Source organism: Rhodococcus sp. ABRD24 (assembly GCF_004328705.1).
Taxonomy (GTDB): Bacteria; Actinomycetota; Actinomycetes; order Mycobacteriales; family Mycobacteriaceae; genus Prescottella.
This window is the reverse complement of record NZ_CP035319.1, coordinates 1,151,523-1,168,994: the sequence shown is the minus strand read 5'-3', so window position 1 is coordinate 1,168,994 and position 17,472 is coordinate 1,151,523. Positions and strand designations below refer to the sequence as shown.

The window sequence follows — 17,472 nt, the reverse complement described above, 5'->3', positions numbered from 1 at the left end:
TGCGACAACAACACATGATGAACCTCCGGTGGGGCATGGCCCGGTCAGTGGGTCCGTCCCAGCGGACCCGCGCTTGTCACCCGACTTGCGTCGGGAAACCTGGTCATCACCCGGGGCACCCCACCGCGGTTGGAGGGTTGCCGGCCAGCAAGCCGGGGCTCGATGCTGACACTCATGACCTTGCCGTGATCTTAGCGGCAGATACCGGTGCGGGAAAAGCAGGGCACCGGATATTTCCGGCGAAAGGGTCCGCGTGGGTCTCGGAGTCCGCAAAGTTACCGGTAGGTAGCGTCTCCGGTTCCGGGGTCGCGGTTGCGGCAGCGAGCGATAGCAGTACGCTCGTCATGTTTGGGTCGTCCCTCACCCGGGGGCCCGGACCGTATACGTTTGATAATTGAACCGTTGGCGGGCTCACTCACAAAGTGGCCCGCACACCCGCATTACCCAGGGAACGGAACCAGGGAAACTTCCTAGGAGGACGCGAAGCCCCCATGTCCAAGATCAAGGTCGAAGGCAAGGTCGTCGAACTCGACGGCGACGAGATGACTCGCATCATCTGGCAGTTCATCAAAGACAAGCTGATCCATCCTTACCTGGATGTCGATCTGGAGTACTACGACCTGGGGATCGAGCATCGCGATGCGACCGACGACCAGGTGACGATCGATGCGGCGAACGCAATCAAGGAGCACGGCGTCGGCGTCAAGTGCGCGACGATCACCCCCGACGAGGCTCGGGTCGAGGAATTCGGCCTGAAGAAGATGTGGCGTTCCCCGAACGGCACCATCCGCAACATCCTCGGCGGCACCATCTTCCGCGCGCCGATTCTGATCTCGAATGTTCCGCGTCTGGTCCCGGGTTGGACCAAGCCGGTCATCGTCGGCCGTCACGCGTTCGGTGATCAGTACCGCGCCACGGACTTCAAGGTCCCCGGCGCCGGCACCGTCACCATCACGTACACCCCCGAGGACGGCTCCGAGCCGATCCAGCACGAGGTGTGCCAGATGCCCGAAGACGGCGGCGTCGTCATGGGTATGTACAACTACAAGAAGTCCATCCAGGACTTCGCGCGGGCGTCGCTGGCCTACGGTTTGCAGCAGAACTACCCGGTGTACCTCTCCACCAAGAACACGATCCTCAAGGCCTACGACGGCATGTTCAAGGACGAGTTCCAGCGGATCTACGAGGAGGAGTTCAAGGCAGAGTTCGACGCTGCGGGCCTCACCTACGAGCACCGCCTCATCGACGACATGGTCGCCTCCTCGCTCAAGTGGGAGGGTGGCTACGTCTGGGCCTGCAAGAACTACGACGGCGATGTGCAGTCGGACACCGTCGCACAGGGTTACGGCTCGCTGGGTCTGATGACCTCCGTGCTGATGACCCCGGACGGCCGCACGGTCGAGGCGGAGGCCGCACACGGCACCGTCACGCGCCACTACCGCCAGCACCAGCAGGGCAAGCCCACCTCGACGAACCCGATCGCGTCCATCTTCGCGTGGACCCGGGGACTCGAGCACCGCGGCAAGCTCGACAACACCCCCGAGGTCATCGACTTCGCGCAGCAGCTCGAGGATGTCGTCATCAAGACCGTCGAGAACGGCCAGATGACCAAGGACCTCGCACTGCTGATCGGACCCGACCAGGGTTGGCAGACCACCGAGGAGTTCCTCGGTACGCTCGACGAGAATCTGCAGAAGGCCCGCGCGTAATCGCGTAACCCCTTCACCGAAACGGGACGTTCCCCTACTGGGAACGTCCCGTTTCCTTTTGTTCACTAACGTCCTCGCGATGGAAAGCATGGTCTCGTGACGGTCTCGGCCCCCGCCCCGGTGGTTACGGGCACACATCTGTCGTCGGCGGCGCGTCGCCGGGCGACGTTCGCGCTCGCGATGGGTGGCTTCGGCATCGGCACCACCGAGTTCGTCGCGATGGGCCTGCTGCCCGAGATCGCGGCTGGGACGGGCGTCAGCGAGCCGACGGCCGGGCACGTCATCACTGCGTACGCACTCGGCGTGGTGGTGGGCGCGCCGCTCATCGCCGCCCTCGCGGCACGCATGCCCCGCAAGAGGCTGTTGATCGCGCTGATGGTCGCCTTCGCCGTCGGGAACGGCATCACCGTGCTTGCCCCGAACTACGAGGCCCTGATGCTCGCGCGGTTCGTCGCCGGACTGCCGCACGGCGCCTACTTCGGTGTCGCATCGCTGGTGGCCGCGCACCTCGCAGAGCGCGGTCACCGCGCCAAGGCGGTTGCCTCGGTGCTGATGGGGCTGTCGATCGCCAACGTCCTGGGCGTGCCCGCGGCGGCATGGATCGGACAGGGCCTGGGATGGCGCAGCGCGTTCGCACTCGTCGCGGCGATCGCTGCGGTGACCGTGCTCGCGATCTCGGCGTGGGTGCCACCGCTGCGGGACATCCGCGTCACCAGTCCGGTCGTCGAGCTCGGCGCCCTGCGGCGCGGCCAGGTGTGGTTGACGCTGGCGGTTGCCGCGGTGGGCTGCGGCGGTACATTCGCCGTCTACACGTACGTGAGCACGACCCTGACCGACGTGGCGGGGCTCCCGAAAGCGCTCGTGCCGATCGCTCTCATGATCTACGGAGTCGGTCTCGTGCTCGGCAACGTCGTCGGTGGCCGCCTGGCGGACCTGGCCCCCACCAGGGGGCCGTTCGCGGCGATGTGCGCACTCGCGGTGCTGCTCGCCCTGTTCGCCGCAGCCGCACACAACCCCTACACGGCGCTGGTCGTGCTCTTTCTGGTCGGTGTGGCCGGCGCGGCGCTGGGCCCGGGCCTGCAGACCCGGTTGATGGACGTCGCGGCGGACGCCCAAACCCTCGCGGCCTCGCTGAACCATGCGGCTTTCAACCTCGCCAATGCGTTCGGAGCGTGGATCGGCGGCGTCGTCATCGCTGCCGGATTCGGCTACACCGCACCCGCCCTGGTGGGAGCGGTTCTCGCTGTCGCTGGTGCAGGGATCTTCGCCGTAGCGGTGGTGACGGCTCGCCGGTGACGGCCCCGTGTCCCTTCCGTCGGCTACGGTTCTTCGCGTGCCACACATCATCACCACGGTCAATGTCAATGGCGTCCGCGCCGCCGCCCGCAAGGGGCTGCTCGAGTGGATCGAGGGTTCGCAGGCCGATGTCGTGTGCCTGCAGGAGACTCGGGCCTCGGACAAGCAGTTGCACGAAACGCTCGCGCCCGCCGTCGACACCGGCTGGCACCTGGCCTCTGCCGAGCCGTCCGCCAAGGGCCGCAACGGGGTTGCGGTCCTGTCCCGCCGTCCGGCCGACGCCGTTCGGATCGGATTCGGCGACGACGAATTCGCCGACGCCGGCCGCTACATCGAAGCCGATTTCGACGCGGTGACCGTGGGCAGCCTCTACCTGCCCACCGGAGAGGCGGAGACGCCGAAGCAGGCGGAGAAGGAGCGCTTCATGGCGTCCTTCGCCGCGCACCTGGCGCGCAGCGCGGAGTCGACCGCAGCCGCGGGTCGCGAGATGGTGGTGTGCGGCGACTGGAACATCGCGCACACCGAGCGGGACATCAAGAACTGGAAGGGCAATGTCAAGAAGTCCGGGTTCCTGCCGGGCGAGCGTGCCTGGCTCGACTCGCTGTTCGCCGACGGTGCCTGGACGGATGTCGTGCGCACGCTGCACCCCGACGTCGACGGGCCGTACTCGTGGTGGTCCTACCGCGGCAAAGCGTTCGACACCGACGCCGGTTGGCGCATCGACTATCACCTGACCACTCCGGGTCTCGCCGAGCGTGCCAAGGAGTCCCGCGTCGAACGGGCCGACACGTACGCAGAGCGCTGGTCCGACCACGCACCCGTTACGGTCCAGTTCCGCTGACGACGCACCTCGCTCGCATTGCCGATCGCGGCGCGTGACAGGATCGAGAACCATGTCGAGCACTGCAGAGAACACCCAGACGAACCCCGCTGCCCCGGCGCCGGCCAAGCCGCGCGTTCTCTCCGGAATCCAGCCGACCGCGGACTCGTTCCACCTCGGCAACTTCCTCGGTGCGCTGCAGCAGTGGGTGCCGCTGCAGGACGAGTTCGACGCGTTCTACTTTATCCCCGACATGCATGCCATCACGGTGCCGCAGGACCCCAAGGAGCTGCGCATGCGCACTCTGCGGGCGGTTGCGCAGCTGCTGGCTCTGGGCATCGACCCCGAGCGCTCGACGCTGTTCGTGCAGAGCCAGGTGCCTCAGCATGCGGAACTGGCGTGGGTGCTCAACTGCATCACCGGTTTCGGTGAGGCCAGCCGGATGACGCAGTTCAAGGACAAGGCGGCCCGGCAGGGCAGCGAACAGGCGAGTGTCGGTCTGTTCACCTACCCGGTCCTGATGGCCGCAGACATTCTGCTCTATCGCCCGCAGCGCGTCCCGGTGGGAGAGGACCAGCGCCAGCATCTCGAGCTCGCCCGCGACCTCGCCGGTCGTTTCAACACCCGCTTCGGTAAGACGTTCGTGATTCCCGAGCCGCAGATCATCAAGGGCACCGCGAAGATCTACGACCTGCAGGATCCGCGGTCGAAGATGAGCAAGTCCGGCCCGACTCCGGCGGGCCTGATCAACCTGCTCGACGACCCGAAGGTCTCGGCCAAGAAGATCAAGTCGGCGGTCACCGACAACGAGCGCGAGATCCGTTTCGATCAGGCGAACAAGCCCGGCGTGAGCAACCTGCTCACGATCCAGTCCGCGCTGTCGGGCAAGAGCATCGAGGATCTCGTCGCCGGTTACGAGGGTCGCGGTTACGGCGATCTCAAGTCCGATACCGCCGAGGTCCTCGCCGAGTTCGTCACTCCGCTCCGAGCGAGGGTCGACAGCTACCTGTCCGATCGCACCGAGTTGGACGGCATCCTGGCCGCAGGCGCTGATCGCGCCCGCGAGGTCGCTGCCCGGACACTTGGTCAGGTCTATGAGAAGGTGGGATTTCTGACCAGTAGGGGGTAGATCCACACATGGCGGACGACGCGCCGAGCTTTCTCGACAGGCAGCGAGCCGCGCGGCCGTGGCTCGATCACCTGATCCGGGCGGGTGGGCGCTATCAGCAGCAGAAGGGCGACTATTACGCCGCCGGGATCACCTACTTCACGGTGCTGGCGCTGGTGCCGCTGCTGATGGTCGCGTTCGCAGTCGGGGGCTTCCTCCTCGCCGGTCATCCCGAGTGGCTCACCGAGATTCAGTACCAGGTGAGCCAGAACATCCCCGGCGGGCTGGGTGAGACGATCAATGATCTGATCGACTCCGCGATCAACGCCCGTACCAGCGTCGGTGTGCTGGGTCTGCTCGGCGCCGCATACGCGGGGCTCGGGTGGATTGCGAATGTGCGCGACGCACTGACGGCGATGTGGGAGACCACCCGCGAGCCGCGCGGGATGATCATGACCAAGCTGAGAGACTTCGTCGCGCTACTCGGCCTGGGCCTGGCCCTGGTGGTCTCGTTCGGATTGTCGGCGCTCAGCAACGGACCGGTCGCGACCCGCGTGATCGAATGGCTCGGCGCGGAGAATGTGACCGGAATCGGGGTCCTCGTGCGAATCGTGTCGTTCGCCGTCGGCCTGCTCGCAACCTGGGCGGTGTTCACCTGGGTGATCGCGCGTCTGCCGCGGGAACCAGTGACGCTGCGCAGTGCGGCTCGGGCCGCACTGGCCGCGGCAATCGTGTTCGAGATCTTCCGGCAGGTCGGCGCGATCTACCTGGCGGTGGTCAGCCGCGGGCCGGCCGGTGTGGCATTCGGCCCCATCATCGGTCTGCTGGTGTTCAGTTATCTGACGGCCCGGCTGCTGCTGTTCGTCACGGCGTGGGCGGCGACGGCGCACGAGAACCTCGCCAACGCGCATGTGCCGCCACCGGACTCGGCGGTCATCCGGCCGCGGGTGGAGGTACGACGAACCCCGTCGGTGCGTGAGGCCCTCGCACTGGCCGGAGCCGGCGCACTGGCCGCGATCGGCCTCGCCGGGCTGTGGAAGCGGCGCGGCGACTGACGGGCGTCAGCGGCGCCGTCGGACCAGTGCACGGGCCCAGCCGAGCAGCCCCACGACCACACCGGAGCCGACGACACCCACCGCGACGCGGCCGGCCAGGTCCTTGTTGGGCAGGTCCGAGCCCGATGCCAGGTCCATTCCTCCCGGTCCGTGGGTATCGGGGCCGGCGACCAGGACGGCCGGCCCGCCGGACACCGGAACTGGATCGACCAGCGTCCCCACCGACGCCGTGGGATCGAGTGCGTAGCCGTAGTCGAGCAGGCGTGCGGCCTGTTCCCACGGCCGGATCGGCAGGACGTCCGCGGCCATGAGCGTCACTGCGAGCTGGCGGCCGTCCCGGTCGGCGCCACCGACGAACGTCTGGCGGGCATCGTCGGTGTAGCCGGTCTTACCGCCGAGCGCGCCCGCATAGTTTGCGAGCAGCAGGTTGTCGTTGTAGATCGGGTAGGGCTCGACCGGCTTGCTGTCGGGCACGGTGGGGTCTGCCGGGTGACCCGGGAACATCATCGACTCCGTCGAGATCAGCTGAGCGAATGTCGGGTTCTGCATCGCCGCGCGAAAGACCAGCGCGAGGTCGTAGGGGGAGGTCGACATGCCGGGGCCGTCCAGCCCCGAGACAGACGCCGTCCGAGTGTCCAGTGCGCCGAGGGTCTGCGCCATCGCGTTCATCTTGGCAACCGTGGCCTCGACGCCCCCGAGTTGCTGTGCGAGCGCCTCGGCGGCGTCGTTGCCGGACCGCATCACGAGGCCCTGCATCAGTTGCAGGTTGGTATATGTGCCACCGACACCCAGACCGGCGGAACTGCCCTCGACGGACGCTGCCGCGGTGTCTGCCACGATCGTCGTGTTCAGGTCGAGTTCGTCCAGCGCCACGAGCGCGAGCAGCACCTTGATCGTGCTGGCGGGCCGGTAGCGGCCGTGCGGGTCCTTCGCGGCGAGGACCTGGCCGGTGTCGAGGTCGGAGACAAGCCAGCCGGTCGCGGAGATCTCGGCAGGTAGCGGCGGTGTACCCGGGGCGGTGACGATGCCACAGCCGCCGAGCGCGTCGCCGCCGACGGGGCTGTCCGGCACCGGGACCGGCGCCGGCGCCGTCTCTCCGGGGCGCGGCACCTCGGACAAGTCGATCGCCGGGGGCGGCGACGCGCGGTGCGGGCAGCTGTCGGTGCTCGGGGTGCTGAACGGGGGAGTGGTGGTGGGCGCGACACCGGCATCGACCGCCGGCGGTGGCTGGGCCGCTGCGGGGAGCGCAGCTGCCGGAGCAGCCGCGGCACCGAAGGCGAACGCGGCGGCCGTGGCAGTCAGCAGAATGCGCCGTCGCACAGTCCTGTCGAGCACAGTCCTGTCGAGCACAGTCTTGTCGAGAGCAGTCATTACGACAGTCCAGGGTAGGGAAGGTGTCCCTGAGTGTCGCGGTGAGACTGGTCACGGGCGTGTCGCGGCACCCTCACATGACCTGCCCCTGATACGCGTTTTGCGCACCTGTCGCGCCCCGGAAACACCGGGAACAGCGACAAGTGCGCAAAACGAGGTTGAGCAGAGTGCTACGGGAACATCACTTGCGGGCGAAGAGCAGCGCGCGCTTGACTTCCTGGATCGCCTTCGTCACCTGGATGCCACGGGGGCATGCTTCGGTGCAGTTGAAGGTCGTGCGGCAGCGCCACACGCCTTCCTTGTCGTTCAGGATGTCGAGACGCTCGGCGGCGCCCTCGTCACGGCTGTCGAAGATGAAGCGGTGCGCGTTCACGATCGCGGCCGGGCCGAAGTAGCTGCCATCGCTCCAGTACACCGGGCACGACGTGGTGCAGCAGGCACACAGGATGCACTTGGTGGTGTCGTCGAAGCGGGCCCGGTCCGCCTGCGACTGGATGCGCTCGCGGGTCGGCTCGTTGCCCGAGGTCATGAGGAACGGCTTCACGGCGCGGAAAGCGTCGAAGAAGGGCTCCATGTCGACGAGCAGATCCTTCTCCACCGGCAGACCCTTGATGGGCTCGACGGTGATGGTGATCGGCCGGCCGTCCTTGGGCAGCATGTCGCGCATCAGGACCTTGCAGGCCAGACGGTTGACGCCGTTGATCCGCATCGCGTCGCTGCCACACACGCCGTGCGCGCAGGAGCGACGGAACGTCAGGGTGCCGTCCAGATAGCCCTTCACGTACAGCAGCAGGTTCAGCAGACGGTCGGTCGGCAGAGTGGGGACCTGGAAGCTCTCCCAGTGCTGGCCCTCGCCGTCCTCGGGGTTGAACCGGGCGATCTTGAGGGTGACCATGACGGCGCCCTCAGGCACGGGCGGCAGCGCGGGTGCGTCCTTGTCCATGACAGGTGCGGACATCAGTACTTACGCTCCATGGGCTCGTAGCGGGTCTGGACCACCGGCTTGTAGTCGAGACGGATGTCGGAGAGCAGACCGTCGCCCACCTTGTAGGCCATGGTGTGCTGCATGTACTCGGCGTCGTTGCGGTCCGGGTAGTCCTCGCGGGCGTGGCCGCCACGCGATTCCTTGCGGTTGAGTGCGCCGACGACGGTGACCTCGGCCATTTCGAGCAGGAAGCCGAGCTCGACGGCCTCGAGCAGGTCGCTGTTGTAGCGCTTGCCCTTGTCCTGGACCGTGATGTGGTTGTAGCGCTCCTTGAGAGCACGCACATCCTTGAGCGCCTGGGTCAGCGTGGTCTCGGTGCGGAACACCGATGCATTGTTGTCCATGGTCTGCTGCAGTTCGGTCCGGATGTCCGCGACGCGCTCGTGGCCGTGGTCGGACAGGATGACCTGGAGCCAGTCCTCGACCATCTTCGCCGGGTTCTCCGGCAGCGGCACGAAGTCGCTGTTCTCGGCGTGCTCTGCGGCGGCAATGCCGGCGCGGCGGCCGAAGACGTTGATGTCGAGCAGCGAGTTGGTGCCCAGACGGTTCGCGCCGTGCACCGACACGCACGCGCACTCGCCGGCGGCGTACAGGCCGGGGACGATGTCCTCGTTGTTGCGCAGCACCTCACCGCGGATCTTGGTGGGGATACCGCCCATGACGTAGTGGCAGGTCGGGTACACCGGGACGAGCTCGGTGACCGGGTCGACGCCCAGGTAGGTGCGCGCGAACTCGGTGATGTCGGGGAGCTTCTCCTCGAGCACGTCCTCGCCGAGGTGCGTGACGTCGATGTAGACGTAATCCTTGTTCGGGCCGGCGCCGCGACCCTCGAGCACCTCGAGCACCATCGAGCGGGCGACGATGTCGCGCGGCGCGAGGTCCTTGATGGTGGGGGCGTAACGCTCCATGAACCGTTCGCCGTCGGCGTTACGGAGGATGCCGCCCTCGCCGCGGACGGCCTCGGAGATGAGGATGCCGAGTCCGGCCAGGCCCGTCGGATGGAACTGGTGGAACTCCATGTCCTCGAGCGGCAGGCCCTTGCGGAAGATGATGCCCATGCCGTCACCGGTGAGGGTGTGTGCATTGGACGTCGTCTTGTACATGCGGCCCGAGCCACCGGTGGCGAACACGATCGACTTGGCGTGGAAGACGTGGATCTCGCCGGTGGACAGTTCGTAGGCGATGACACCGGTCGCGACGGGACCCTCAGGGGTCTCCGTCATTGCGATATCGAGCGCGTAGAACTCGTTGAAGAACTCGACGTCGTGCTTGACGCAGTTCTGGTAAAGCGTCTGCAGGATCATGTGGCCGGTACGGTCCGCGGCGTAGCAGGCCCGGCGAACCGGAGCCTTGCCGTGATCGCGGGTGTGACCACCGAAACGACGCTGGTCGATCTTCCCCTCGGGCGTGCGGTTGAAGGGGAGACCCATCTTCTCGAGGTCGAGCACCGCGTCGATGGCTTCCTTGGCCATGATCTCGACGGCGTCCTGGTCAGCGAGGTAGTCGCCACCCTTGACGGTGTCGAAGGTGTGCCACTCCCAGTTGTCTTCCTCGACGTTGGCCAGCGCGGCGCACATACCACCCTGCGCGGCACCGGTGTGGCTGCGCGTGGGGTACAGCTTGGTCAGGACCGCGGTGCGGGCGCGGGGCCCGGCCTCGATGGCTGCGCGCATGCCTGCGCCGCCGGCGCCGACGATGACGACGTCATAACGATGTTCCTGCATGAAGTTTCTGCTCCCCTAGCTCGCCGAGATGTTGGGGTCGAAGGTGAAGATGACGTAGGTGCCCAGGCCCATGATCAGGATCATCGACACGACCAGGATCGTGTTGAGCCAGAACCGGGTGGAGTCCTTACGCGAGTAGTCCGCGATGACCGTGCGCAGGCCGTTACCGCCGTGCAGCTGGGCGAGCCAGAGCATGGTGAGGTCCCAGAACTGCCAGAACGGGCTGGACCAGCGACCCGCGACGAACGCGAAGTTGATGCGGTGCACACCGTCGTCGAGCATCAGCATGATGAACAGGTGGCCCAGTACCAGCACGATGAGTGCCAGGCCCGAGAACCGCATGAACAGCCATGCGTAGAGCTCGAAGTTGTTCTTCGCGGCGCGACGCGGCGAGCGAGGGTTGTCCAGGCTGGCCGGGCGGTCGTATGCCGTGCCCAGCGACTTGGCTTCTGTCGTCATGTCAGTGCCCCGCAAACATGTTGTAGAAGATGCGCCCTGCGGCCGGAATCATCACCACGAACCAGATCGCGAGGATGCCCCAGAGCATGACGCGCTGGTACTGGGGGCCCTTCGACCAGAAGTCCACCAGCATCACCCGCAGGCCGTTCAATGCGTGGTAGAGCACCATAGCCACGAGCGCGAGCTCCATGAGACCGACAAGGGGGTTCTTGTAGGTCTCGATGACTCGGTCGTAGGTGTCCGGATTGACGCGCACGAGTGCGGTGTCCAGGACGTGGACGAAGAGAAAGAAGAATGTTGCGACGCCGGTGATCCGGTGTAGTACCCAGGACCACATGCCGGGGTCGCCCCGGTATAGCGACCGGGTGCGCTCCTTTGCGGGAGCGGCTTCCGTCGTGCTGCTCATCGAGTGCTGTGCCTCCAACGTCTTTGGTGGGCGCGTCGAGCCTGCAACACTGTTCGGGAGTACCACAGCTCGGGCTCGACGAGAACCTAAACCGACTCCTGTGAACTCTAAACCCAACCGAATCCGGGAACTAATTCCCGTAGCAGTTCGTACGCCCTCCGAAATATTTGTTAGGTTTGCCTGCCCATATCGCCGCTGGTGCTTACTGTCGATTCTCTGCATCCATTCAGGTCGCATGGTTGGATGGGGGTCTATGGCTCTGGTCGACTGGAAGTTGTTGCGCGACAATGCGCATCGGGTAATGGGGGCTGCCTATGCGCCGTACTCGCGGTACCCGGTGGGGGCGGCAGCGCTCGTGGACGACGGACGCATCGTCGCGGGATGCAATGTGGAAAATGTCTCATACGGTCTCAGTTTGTGTGCCGAATGTGTACTCATCGGTAACTTAATTTCCGGTGGTGGCGGGCGTCTGAGAGCATTCACCTGCTGCGATGGGAAGGGGGAGATCCTGATGCCGTGTGGACGCTGTCGGCAGCTCCTGCTCGAGCACGGCGGCGCCGAATTGCTCGTCGACACCCGAACCGGGCCGCGCCCACTCGGTGACCTGCTTCCCGATGCCTTCGGCCCCGACGAGGCCGGGGTTCTCCGCGGGGATCTCACATGACCGATGCTGTGTCGATCATCGCGGCCAAGCGGGATGGTCTGGAGCTGACCGGTGCGCAGATCGACTGGGTGCTCGAGGCGTTTACCCAGGGCATCGTCGCTGACGAGCAGATGTCGGCGCTCGCGATGGCGATATTCCTGCGGGGCATGACCCGGAGGGAGACCGCACGGTGGACCGCCGCGATGATCGCCTCGGGCGGGCGCATGGACTTCTCCGAACTGGGGCTGCCGACGGTGGACAAGCACTCGACCGGCGGGGTAGGAGACAAGATCACGTTGCCGCTGGTCCCACTCGTCGCGGCTTGCGGCGCGGCGGTGCCGCAGCTGTCCGGCCGCGGACTCGGCCACACCGGCGGCACGCTCGACAAGCTCGAATCGATTCCCGGCTGGCGCGCTGACCTCGGCGGCGCCGAGCTGGTCGACATCTTGTCCGACCCGCAGATCGGTGCCGTGATCTGTGCGGCGGGGGCCGGCCTGGTGCCCGCCGACCGCAAGCTCTACGCCTTGCGCGACGTCACCGGCACGGTCGAGTCGATCCCCCTCCTCGCGAGCTCGATCATGAGCAAGAAGATCGCGGAGGGCACTGGTGCGCTGGTGCTCGACGTGAAGGTGGGCAGCGGCGCATTCATGAAGGAAATCGCCGGAGCCCGCGAACTCGCGCGGACGATGGTCGAGATCGGCACCGACGCCGGACTTCGAACGGTCGCGCTGATTACGTCGATGGACACACCACTCGGCCGTACTGTCGGCAACGCACTCGAGGTGGCCGAGTCGGTCGAGGTTCTCGCTGGCGGCGGACCCGACGATGTCGTCGAGCTGACGCTGGCGCTGGCCCGGGAGATGCTCGCCGCGGCGGGCATCGACGGCATCGACCCCGCGGATCGGCTGCGTGACGGCAGCGCGATGGATCGGTGGCGCTCGATGATCGCGGCGCAGGGCGGCGACCCGGACGCGTCGCTGCCCTGCGCCACCCATTCGACCACCCTGTCCGTACCGGAGTCCGGGATACTCACCCGCCTCGACGCGATGGCGGTGGGCGTTGCCGCGTGGCGGCTCGGGGCGGGCCGCGAGCGGCAGGGCATGGCGGTACAGGCCGGCGCCGGGATCGAACTGCATGTCCAGCAGGGCAAGCCGGTGAGGGCCGGCGATCCGCTGCTCACGCTGCACACCGATACCCCCGAGCGGTTTGCCGCCGCGGTGGCCGCCCTCGACGGTGCGTGGACGATCGGGCCGGAGGCGCCCGCGCGCAGCCCACTCGTTATCGAACGTTTCGACGCGACACACCTGGGTGACGAGTATTCGACGGGCGGTGCGGCTACCGTCGACCCATGACAGCGCCGCTGGATCTCGAGTACATCCGCCGGGCCCCGAAGGTATTGCTGCACGATCACCTCGACGGGGGGCTACGCCCGTCGACAGTCGCGGATCTTGCAGTCGAGTGTGGATACACCGGACTCCCCGCGACAACTCCCGACGCCCTCGCCGTGTGGTTCCGCGATGCGGCCGACAGTGGATCGCTCGAGCGGTACCTGGAGACCTTCGCCCACACCGTCGCGGTCATGCAGACCCCCGCCGGGCTCGAACGCGTGGCGCGCGAGTGCGCCGAGGACCTCGCTGCCGACGGCGTCGTCTATGCGGAGGTGCGGTTCGCCCCCGAACAGCACCTCGAGGAGGGGCTCAGCCTGGACGACGTCGTCGAGCACGTGCTGACCGGGTTCCGCCTGGGGGAGGCTGCGGCGCGGGCGGCCGGTCGAGAGATCCGTGTCGGATGTCTGCTCACCGCGATGCGGCACGCGGCGCGGTCCCGGGAGATCGCGGAGCTCACGGTCCGGTTCCGGGATCGCGGCGTGGTGGGGTTCGACATCGCCGGGGCAGAGGCGGGATATCCACCGAGTCGGCATCTCGATGCCTTCGAGTACATGCGAACGTGCAACGCGCACTTCACGATCCATGCGGGCGAGGCATTCGGTCTGCCATCCATTCACGAGGCCATCGCATTCTGCGGCACCGACCGTCTCGGTCACGGTGTCCGCATCACCGACGACATCACGGTGGCGCGGGACGGCAGTGCGACTCTCGGTCGGCTCGCAAACTTCGTTCGTGACAAGCGCATTCCGCTCGAGCTGTGCCCGAGCTCCAATGTCCAGACCGGGGCGGTCGCCACGCTCGAGGAACACCCGTTCGACCTGCTGGCGCGGCTGCGGTTCCGCGTCACCGTGAACACTGACAACCGCTTGATGAGCGACACCTCGATGAGCCGCGAGATGCTCATGCTGGCCGCCACCTTCGGATACGGGTGGAGTGATCTCGAACGATTCACCATCAACGCGATGAAGTCAGCGTTCATCCCGTTCGACCAGCGGCTGGCGCTGATAGACGACGTGATCAAGCCTGGTTACGCGGTGCTCATCGGCTGAGGGTCTCACTCCGGGTGCAGGCGTGCCTCGAACTCGCGCTCGAGCGCCCGCCACGACTCGGACTCGGCAGTGTACGGCGGGTTCGGCGTCATTCGGCTCGGGCTCGGCTCGAGGATGTAGGAGATGTACCAGCCCAAGGGGGTGGATGCGGCGAGCGCGGCGTCGGTGGTGTCGTCCTTCGCGAAGTCGGCGGCGTCGGTGAACAGTTCCACCGCCAATTCGAGCTGGTCGGCGTCCACGGCATCGGGTCCTTCGGCCAAATCGTCGGCCAGCCCCGGCAGCACGTAGACGTTCTCGTCGGTGACCTCGATCTCGAGCGATCCGTCGACGGCCGCGGTCTGCACCTGTTCGTACGTGCTGACGCGCGCGAGGTCGTGCTCGTGGTTGTCGGCGAGGTACCGCGCCAGCGCGCGCTCCGAGCTGAACACCGAGATCCGGCCTCCTCTGCCGAGGAACACCGCGTGATCGTCGAGGTAGCAGCGCAGCGAGTAATACGTGGCGTCGGAGGTGATGATCCGGATCGGGTCGATCCCGACGAGATTCCAGAAGGTCTCTTCGACCTCTTCGTCCTCGGTGTCGTACTCGTCGTAGTCCGCGTCGGTGTCGTCTTCGGCGTCGAGCACGTTCTCTTCGGCCGCGAGCACCTCGGCTTCGGCGACGGCGACGGCGTTCGCATCGACATCCGGTGTGGCGACGATCGAGTCCACCGCGTCGAGCACCGCGTCCCAGTCGGTGGCGACGGCGGCACCGATCTGATCCCACAGCGCCTCGCCTTCGCGGCCGGCGAACTCACCGACCCCGCCGCGCAGGTAGCCGAGGACCGGGTGCGCCTCGAAGAACTTCAGGATGGGATCGAGGTCGCAGACCTCGCCGATGTTGCGGGTCATGTCAAGTGTGCGCTCGAGCTCCGTAATGACCAGGGCCTCGGGGTCGCCTGCGGCTAGCTCGGGCACACCGACGAGATCGAACGTGAAGTTCTCGTCGGGCTCGAGCTCGGGTGCGGCCAACTTGGAGACGACGGGCCACGCCGGATGCTCGACGAGGTCGTTGTCGCTGTCGGTTCGGATGAACGCGGCGAGTTCGGCGACGGACCGGAATCCGTACAGGTCCTCTTCGTGTCCGAGGAAGGCCTCCCACTCGTCGTCGCCCTCGCGCCAGCGAGGTGCCCACAGCGTGACGAGGTCGCCTCGGGTGAGTCCGAGTTCGATCGGGACGATGTCTCCAGCCATGGCCGGAAGCCTAGCCAGCTCCGGCCCAAAGATATAGCGGGACACAGCTCAGCCGATCCTCGAGCGATTCCCGGACGGGGCCGCGAACATGTCGTAGAGAGCTGTCGTGACCCGGATCCGTTCCTCCGCCGCAGCGGCCGCGGCTCGGTGGGCGGTGTGTGTGATCGTCTGCGCGAGAGCCCGGGCATCGACGTCGAGGAGCGATTCGCTCAGCCACAGCCCGGTCAGCGTGCCGTGTCCGTCGACCTCTGCGCGCACCCGACCGTCCTCGCTCGAGGCGACAGCCCGGATGGACTGCAGCGCGGTCAGCGTCTCTTCGAGGAGGTCCACCTGTGCGGTCGCACGAGCGACGAGCGCGTCCATCTCCCGTTCGCTCATACCGGCCGCATCCAGGTCAGGGGAGCCGCATGACTCTCGTCGTCGATCTGCTGCGCTGCGGCCACCTGATCGCGGGTGGGCAGCCCGAGCCGGTCGAGCAGCTCGGCGGGCACGCCGTCGCGGGCAAGCTCCTCGCGTCGCCGGGCACCGGCCTCGCGGGCGGCCTGCTGGCACAGTCGCAGGATCTGGTCAGCCAGGCGCGGACCACCGTACTGCAGTTCCCGTGCGTCGATCAGCACGTCGAGCGGTAGGCCGGACTCGGTAGCCCGGACCGCGACGGTTCGCGCGCGGTTGTGCGCGGTCGCGGCGACAGTCGTCGGTGGGGGTGTGTCGGTGGTCATGACCGTTTCTCCCGATCGGATCATTCGGTGGGACGGTAGAAGCCGTAGAAGGCCATACCGATGTTGGTGGTGCGAATCGAGCTGACACTGACCGGGTCCCCGGCTTCGACCATCTGACCGTTGCCGATCACCATCGCGACGTGACCGTCCCACACCGCGAGATCGCCGGGCATCAGGTTTTCCGGATCCACCGGGGTGCCGACGGTTTGTTCCTGCGCGAGGCGGGGCAGGTCGACGCCTGCCTCGCCGTAGGCCCATTGCGTGAGGCCGCTGCAGTCCAGACCCTGCCCCGGTGAGGTTCCTCCCCACTGGTACGGCACGCCCTGTTGGGTGAGTGCGTAACGGACCGCGTCGGCGGCCTCCTTGTTGGGTGCCACCGCAGTACTGCCGTCGGGTAGCAGGACTTCGACGCCGCTCCCGCCGAATCGTGGGTCGTACGAACTGGACCCCGCACCGCTACCGGTGTCGACGGACGAGCGTGCCCCGAGGCCGTAGGGAGTGGTGCGGGCGGTGGCGCTGCGGAATGCCGAGGTGGTGGGGATGTACGAGCCGGCGAAGCTGGACGCGAATCGGCTCACGGCGTCGGACTGAGCGGCGCCCGGGGCCGGGATCGCCGCGGCGGCCGTGGTGGGCGTGCCGGATGCCGGGGCGCTGACGGACGCGGCGACCGTTCGCGCCTCGGTGTGGACCGAGTCTGGTGCGGTGAGCGTGACCATCGACGCGGTGTGCCCAGCCAGTTCGCTACGTACCCGCGCGACGACTGCGAGTGCCCGGCCCAGGTGCTCGATCGCGGCGCTGATGAGCATCGCCTGACCGGCCGGCGTTGCCAGGACCGGGAGTGCGTTGGTCGCGATCGACAGGAACGATTGCAGGATGCCCTGTAGTTCGGCGGTGCCGGCGCGGACGCACTCCGAGGCGGCGTCGACGACGGCGGCGATTTCGCGTCCCCGGTCCGAGAGCTGCACCGACGACGCCTGCGTCGCCTCGGCCTTGCCGATCGCGGCGTCGGCGGCGACACCGGTCCAGACCCCGCCGAGGTCGCTGATTCCGGTACGGCCCAGCGCGTGGACGGCGTCGATCGCGGCGGATGCCGCGCGCATCGCGTCGGCGGGCGACCCGCTGGGCAGTGCACCCGATCCGAATGTGCCGAGCAGGTCGATGATGGGGCGGGCGAGCACGTCGATCACGCGGGGACTCCTGTCCTGCCCAGCGAGGCGGCGGCGCCGGAATCCGTGACGTCGTAGGCGGTGGCGGTCGTGATGGCGGCCGCGCCGATCGAAGCCCACAGCGAGGACAGTCGACTGATCTCGGTCGTGTGGGAGGTGTGTGCCGACGCGAAGGCCGCAACGAAGTCCCCTCCGATCAGCCCGAACACCGGTCCGAGCAGGGCCGGTCCGGCCGCGATCGCTCCCGCTGCGGCGGCCTCCGACTGCGCGGCCATGGTGGCCGCGGTGGCTCCGAAGGCCGCGATTGCCTCGGTTGCCGCCGACATCTCACTCATCGTGCCCCCC

At 67.2% G+C, this 17,472-nt stretch carries 18 protein-coding genes and 1 riboswitch; of the genes, 8 read left to right on the top strand and 10 right to left on the bottom strand.

The window, feature by feature from the left end; all coding sequences use genetic code 11:
* Positions 1–64 precede the first annotated feature (64 nt).
* Positions 65–180, bottom strand: a riboswitch (SAM riboswitch).
* A gap of 311 nt (positions 181–491) precedes the next feature.
* From ERC79_RS05225 to yhjD, 5 genes are all read left to right on the top strand, one after another.
* Positions 492–1,709: an NADP-dependent isocitrate dehydrogenase gene (locus tag ERC79_RS05225; RefSeq protein ID WP_131576343.1), complete on the top strand. Its 1,218-nt coding sequence runs from the start codon at positions 492–494 to the stop codon at positions 1,707–1,709.
* 180 nt (positions 1,710–1,889) lie between these two features.
* Positions 1,890–3,005: an MFS transporter gene (locus ERC79_RS05220; RefSeq protein ID WP_131580764.1), complete on the top strand. Its 1,116-nt coding sequence runs from the start codon at positions 1,890–1,892 to the stop codon at positions 3,003–3,005.
* Positions 3,006–3,042: 37 nt separating this feature from the next.
* The gene (locus tag ERC79_RS05215) at positions 3,043–3,846 is read left to right on the top strand and encodes an exodeoxyribonuclease III (protein ID WP_131576341.1); all 804 of its coding nucleotides are present in this window, start codon (positions 3,043–3,045) and stop codon (positions 3,844–3,846) included.
* A gap of 52 nt (positions 3,847–3,898) precedes the next feature.
* Positions 3,899–4,954 carry a tryptophan--tRNA ligase gene (gene trpS, locus ERC79_RS05210; protein ID WP_131576339.1) on the top strand — a complete coding sequence of 352 codons (1,056 nt, stop codon included), beginning with the start codon at positions 3,899–3,901 and terminating at the stop codon, positions 4,952–4,954.
* 8 nt (positions 4,955–4,962) lie between these two features.
* On the top strand, positions 4,963–5,988 hold the full coding sequence (gene yhjD, locus ERC79_RS05205; RefSeq protein ID WP_131576337.1) for an inner membrane protein YhjD: 1,026 nt from the start codon (positions 4,963–4,965) through the stop codon (positions 5,986–5,988).
* Positions 5,989–5,994: 6 nt separating this feature from the next.
* On the opposite strand, the gene ERC79_RS05200 is transcribed toward yhjD, so the two are convergent.
* The 5 genes from ERC79_RS05200 to sdhC all read right to left on the bottom strand — a co-directional run bounded on the left by ERC79_RS05200 (position 5,995) and on the right by sdhC (position 10,864).
* A complete protein-coding gene (locus ERC79_RS05200) occupies positions 5,995–7,359 on the bottom strand; it encodes a D-alanyl-D-alanine carboxypeptidase family protein (protein ID WP_131576335.1) in 1,365 nt (454 codons plus the stop codon).
* A 181-nt stretch (positions 7,360–7,540) separates the two neighbouring features.
* The gene (locus tag ERC79_RS05195; protein ID WP_131576333.1) at positions 7,541–8,317 is read right to left on the bottom strand and encodes a succinate dehydrogenase iron-sulfur subunit; all 777 of its coding nucleotides are present in this window, start codon (positions 8,315–8,317) and stop codon (positions 7,541–7,543) included.
* Complete coding sequence (sdhA, locus tag ERC79_RS05190; protein WP_131576331.1) at positions 8,317–10,068, bottom strand: succinate dehydrogenase flavoprotein subunit; 1,752 nt, start codon at positions 10,066–10,068, stop codon at positions 8,317–8,319. Before sdhA ends, ERC79_RS05195 begins: the two co-directional genes overlap by 1 nt.
* A gap of 15 nt (positions 10,069–10,083) precedes the next feature.
* Positions 10,084–10,527, bottom strand: coding sequence for a succinate dehydrogenase hydrophobic membrane anchor subunit (locus ERC79_RS05185; RefSeq protein WP_114721834.1), 444 nt, complete (start codon positions 10,525–10,527; stop codon positions 10,084–10,086).
* Between the two features lies 1 nt (position 10,528).
* Positions 10,529–10,864 (bottom strand): succinate dehydrogenase, cytochrome b556 subunit, encoded by a 336-nt coding sequence (gene sdhC / locus ERC79_RS05180; protein ID WP_347563593.1) that lies wholly within the window; start codon positions 10,862–10,864, stop codon positions 10,529–10,531.
* Positions 10,865–11,186: 322 nt separating this feature from the next.
* On the opposite strand from sdhC, the gene ERC79_RS05175 reads away from it, so the two are divergent.
* From ERC79_RS05175 to ERC79_RS05165, 3 genes are read left to right on the top strand one after another with little or no spacing between them, the layout of a single operon-like run.
* On the top strand, positions 11,187–11,597 hold the full coding sequence (locus ERC79_RS05175; RefSeq protein ID WP_131576327.1) for a cytidine deaminase: 411 nt from the start codon (positions 11,187–11,189) through the stop codon (positions 11,595–11,597).
* Positions 11,594–12,928, top strand: a complete 1,335-nt coding sequence (locus ERC79_RS05170; RefSeq protein WP_131576326.1) for a thymidine phosphorylase — start codon at positions 11,594–11,596, stop codon at positions 12,926–12,928. Before ERC79_RS05175 ends, ERC79_RS05170 begins: the two co-directional genes overlap by 4 nt.
* A complete protein-coding gene (locus ERC79_RS05165) occupies positions 12,925–14,013 on the top strand; it encodes an adenosine deaminase (protein ID WP_131576324.1) in 1,089 nt (362 codons plus the stop codon). Before ERC79_RS05170 ends, ERC79_RS05165 begins: the two co-directional genes overlap by 4 nt.
* 5 nt (positions 14,014–14,018) lie before the next feature.
* Here the strand turns inward: ERC79_RS05165 and ERC79_RS05160 are convergent, their stop codons facing one another.
* From ERC79_RS05160 to ERC79_RS05140, 5 genes are read right to left on the bottom strand one after another with little or no spacing between them, the layout of a single operon-like run.
* Positions 14,019–15,242, bottom strand: coding sequence for a primosomal protein (locus ERC79_RS05160; protein WP_131576323.1), 1,224 nt, complete (start codon positions 15,240–15,242; stop codon positions 14,019–14,021).
* Between the two features lie 48 nt (positions 15,243–15,290).
* The gene (locus tag ERC79_RS05155; RefSeq protein ID WP_131576321.1) at positions 15,291–15,620 is read right to left on the bottom strand and encodes a YbaB/EbfC family nucleoid-associated protein; all 330 of its coding nucleotides are present in this window, start codon (positions 15,618–15,620) and stop codon (positions 15,291–15,293) included.
* Positions 15,617–15,961, bottom strand: coding sequence for a hypothetical protein (locus ERC79_RS05150; RefSeq protein ID WP_131576320.1), 345 nt, complete (start codon positions 15,959–15,961; stop codon positions 15,617–15,619). Before ERC79_RS05150 ends, ERC79_RS05155 begins: the two co-directional genes overlap by 4 nt.
* Before the next feature lie 20 nt (positions 15,962–15,981).
* Complete coding sequence (locus ERC79_RS05145; RefSeq protein WP_131576318.1) at positions 15,982–17,148, bottom strand: C40 family peptidase; 1,167 nt, start codon at positions 17,146–17,148, stop codon at positions 15,982–15,984.
* Positions 17,145–17,462, bottom strand: a complete 318-nt coding sequence (locus ERC79_RS05140) for a type VII secretion target (RefSeq protein ID WP_131576317.1) — start codon at positions 17,460–17,462, stop codon at positions 17,145–17,147. Before ERC79_RS05140 ends, ERC79_RS05145 begins: the two co-directional genes overlap by 4 nt.
* Positions 17,463–17,472 lie beyond the last annotated feature (10 nt).

What these genes read in the sequence shown, in the direction of transcription:
- ERC79_RS05155 (WP_131576321.1), bottom strand. Translation starts at nt 15,620, where the DNA reads ATGAGCGAACGGGAGATGGACGCGCTCGTCGCTCGTGCGACCGCACAG.
- ERC79_RS05170 (WP_131576326.1), top strand. Translation starts at nt 11,594, where the DNA reads ATGACCGATGCTGTGTCGATCATCGCGGCCAAGCGGGATGGTCTGGAG.
- ERC79_RS05225 (WP_131576343.1), top strand. Translation starts at nt 492, where the DNA reads ATGTCCAAGATCAAGGTCGAAGGCAAGGTCGTCGAACTCGACGGCGAC.
- ERC79_RS05140 (WP_131576317.1), bottom strand. Translation starts at nt 17,462, where the DNA reads ATGAGTGAGATGTCGGCGGCAACCGAGGCAATCGCGGCCTTCGGAGCC.
- ERC79_RS05200 (WP_131576335.1), bottom strand. Translation starts at nt 7,359, where the DNA reads ATGACTGCTCTCGACAAGACTGTGCTCGACAGGACTGTGCTCGACAGG.
- trpS (WP_131576339.1), top strand. Translation starts at nt 3,899, where the DNA reads ATGTCGAGCACTGCAGAGAACACCCAGACGAACCCCGCTGCCCCGGCG.
- ERC79_RS05220 (WP_131580764.1), top strand. Translation starts at nt 1,890, where the DNA reads ATGGGTGGCTTCGGCATCGGCACCACCGAGTTCGTCGCGATGGGCCTG.
- ERC79_RS05175 (WP_131576327.1), top strand. Translation starts at nt 11,187, where the DNA reads ATGGCTCTGGTCGACTGGAAGTTGTTGCGCGACAATGCGCATCGGGTA.
- sdhA (WP_131576331.1), bottom strand. Translation starts at nt 10,068, where the DNA reads ATGCAGGAACATCGTTATGACGTCGTCATCGTCGGCGCCGGCGGCGCA.
- ERC79_RS05150 (WP_131576320.1), bottom strand. Translation starts at nt 15,961, where the DNA reads ATGACCACCGACACACCCCCACCGACGACTGTCGCCGCGACCGCGCAC.
- yhjD (WP_131576337.1), top strand. Translation starts at nt 4,963, where the DNA reads ATGGCGGACGACGCGCCGAGCTTTCTCGACAGGCAGCGAGCCGCGCGG.
- sdhC (WP_347563593.1), bottom strand. Translation starts at nt 10,864, where the DNA reads ATGTGGTCCTGGGTACTACACCGGATCACCGGCGTCGCAACATTCTTC.
- ERC79_RS05165 (WP_131576324.1), top strand. Translation starts at nt 12,925, where the DNA reads ATGACAGCGCCGCTGGATCTCGAGTACATCCGCCGGGCCCCGAAGGTA.
- ERC79_RS05195 (WP_131576333.1), bottom strand. Translation starts at nt 8,317, where the DNA reads ATGTCCGCACCTGTCATGGACAAGGACGCACCCGCGCTGCCGCCCGTG.
- ERC79_RS05185 (WP_114721834.1), bottom strand. Translation starts at nt 10,527, where the DNA reads ATGACGACAGAAGCCAAGTCGCTGGGCACGGCATACGACCGCCCGGCC.
- ERC79_RS05160 (WP_131576323.1), bottom strand. Translation starts at nt 15,242, where the DNA reads ATGGCTGGAGACATCGTCCCGATCGAACTCGGACTCACCCGAGGCGAC.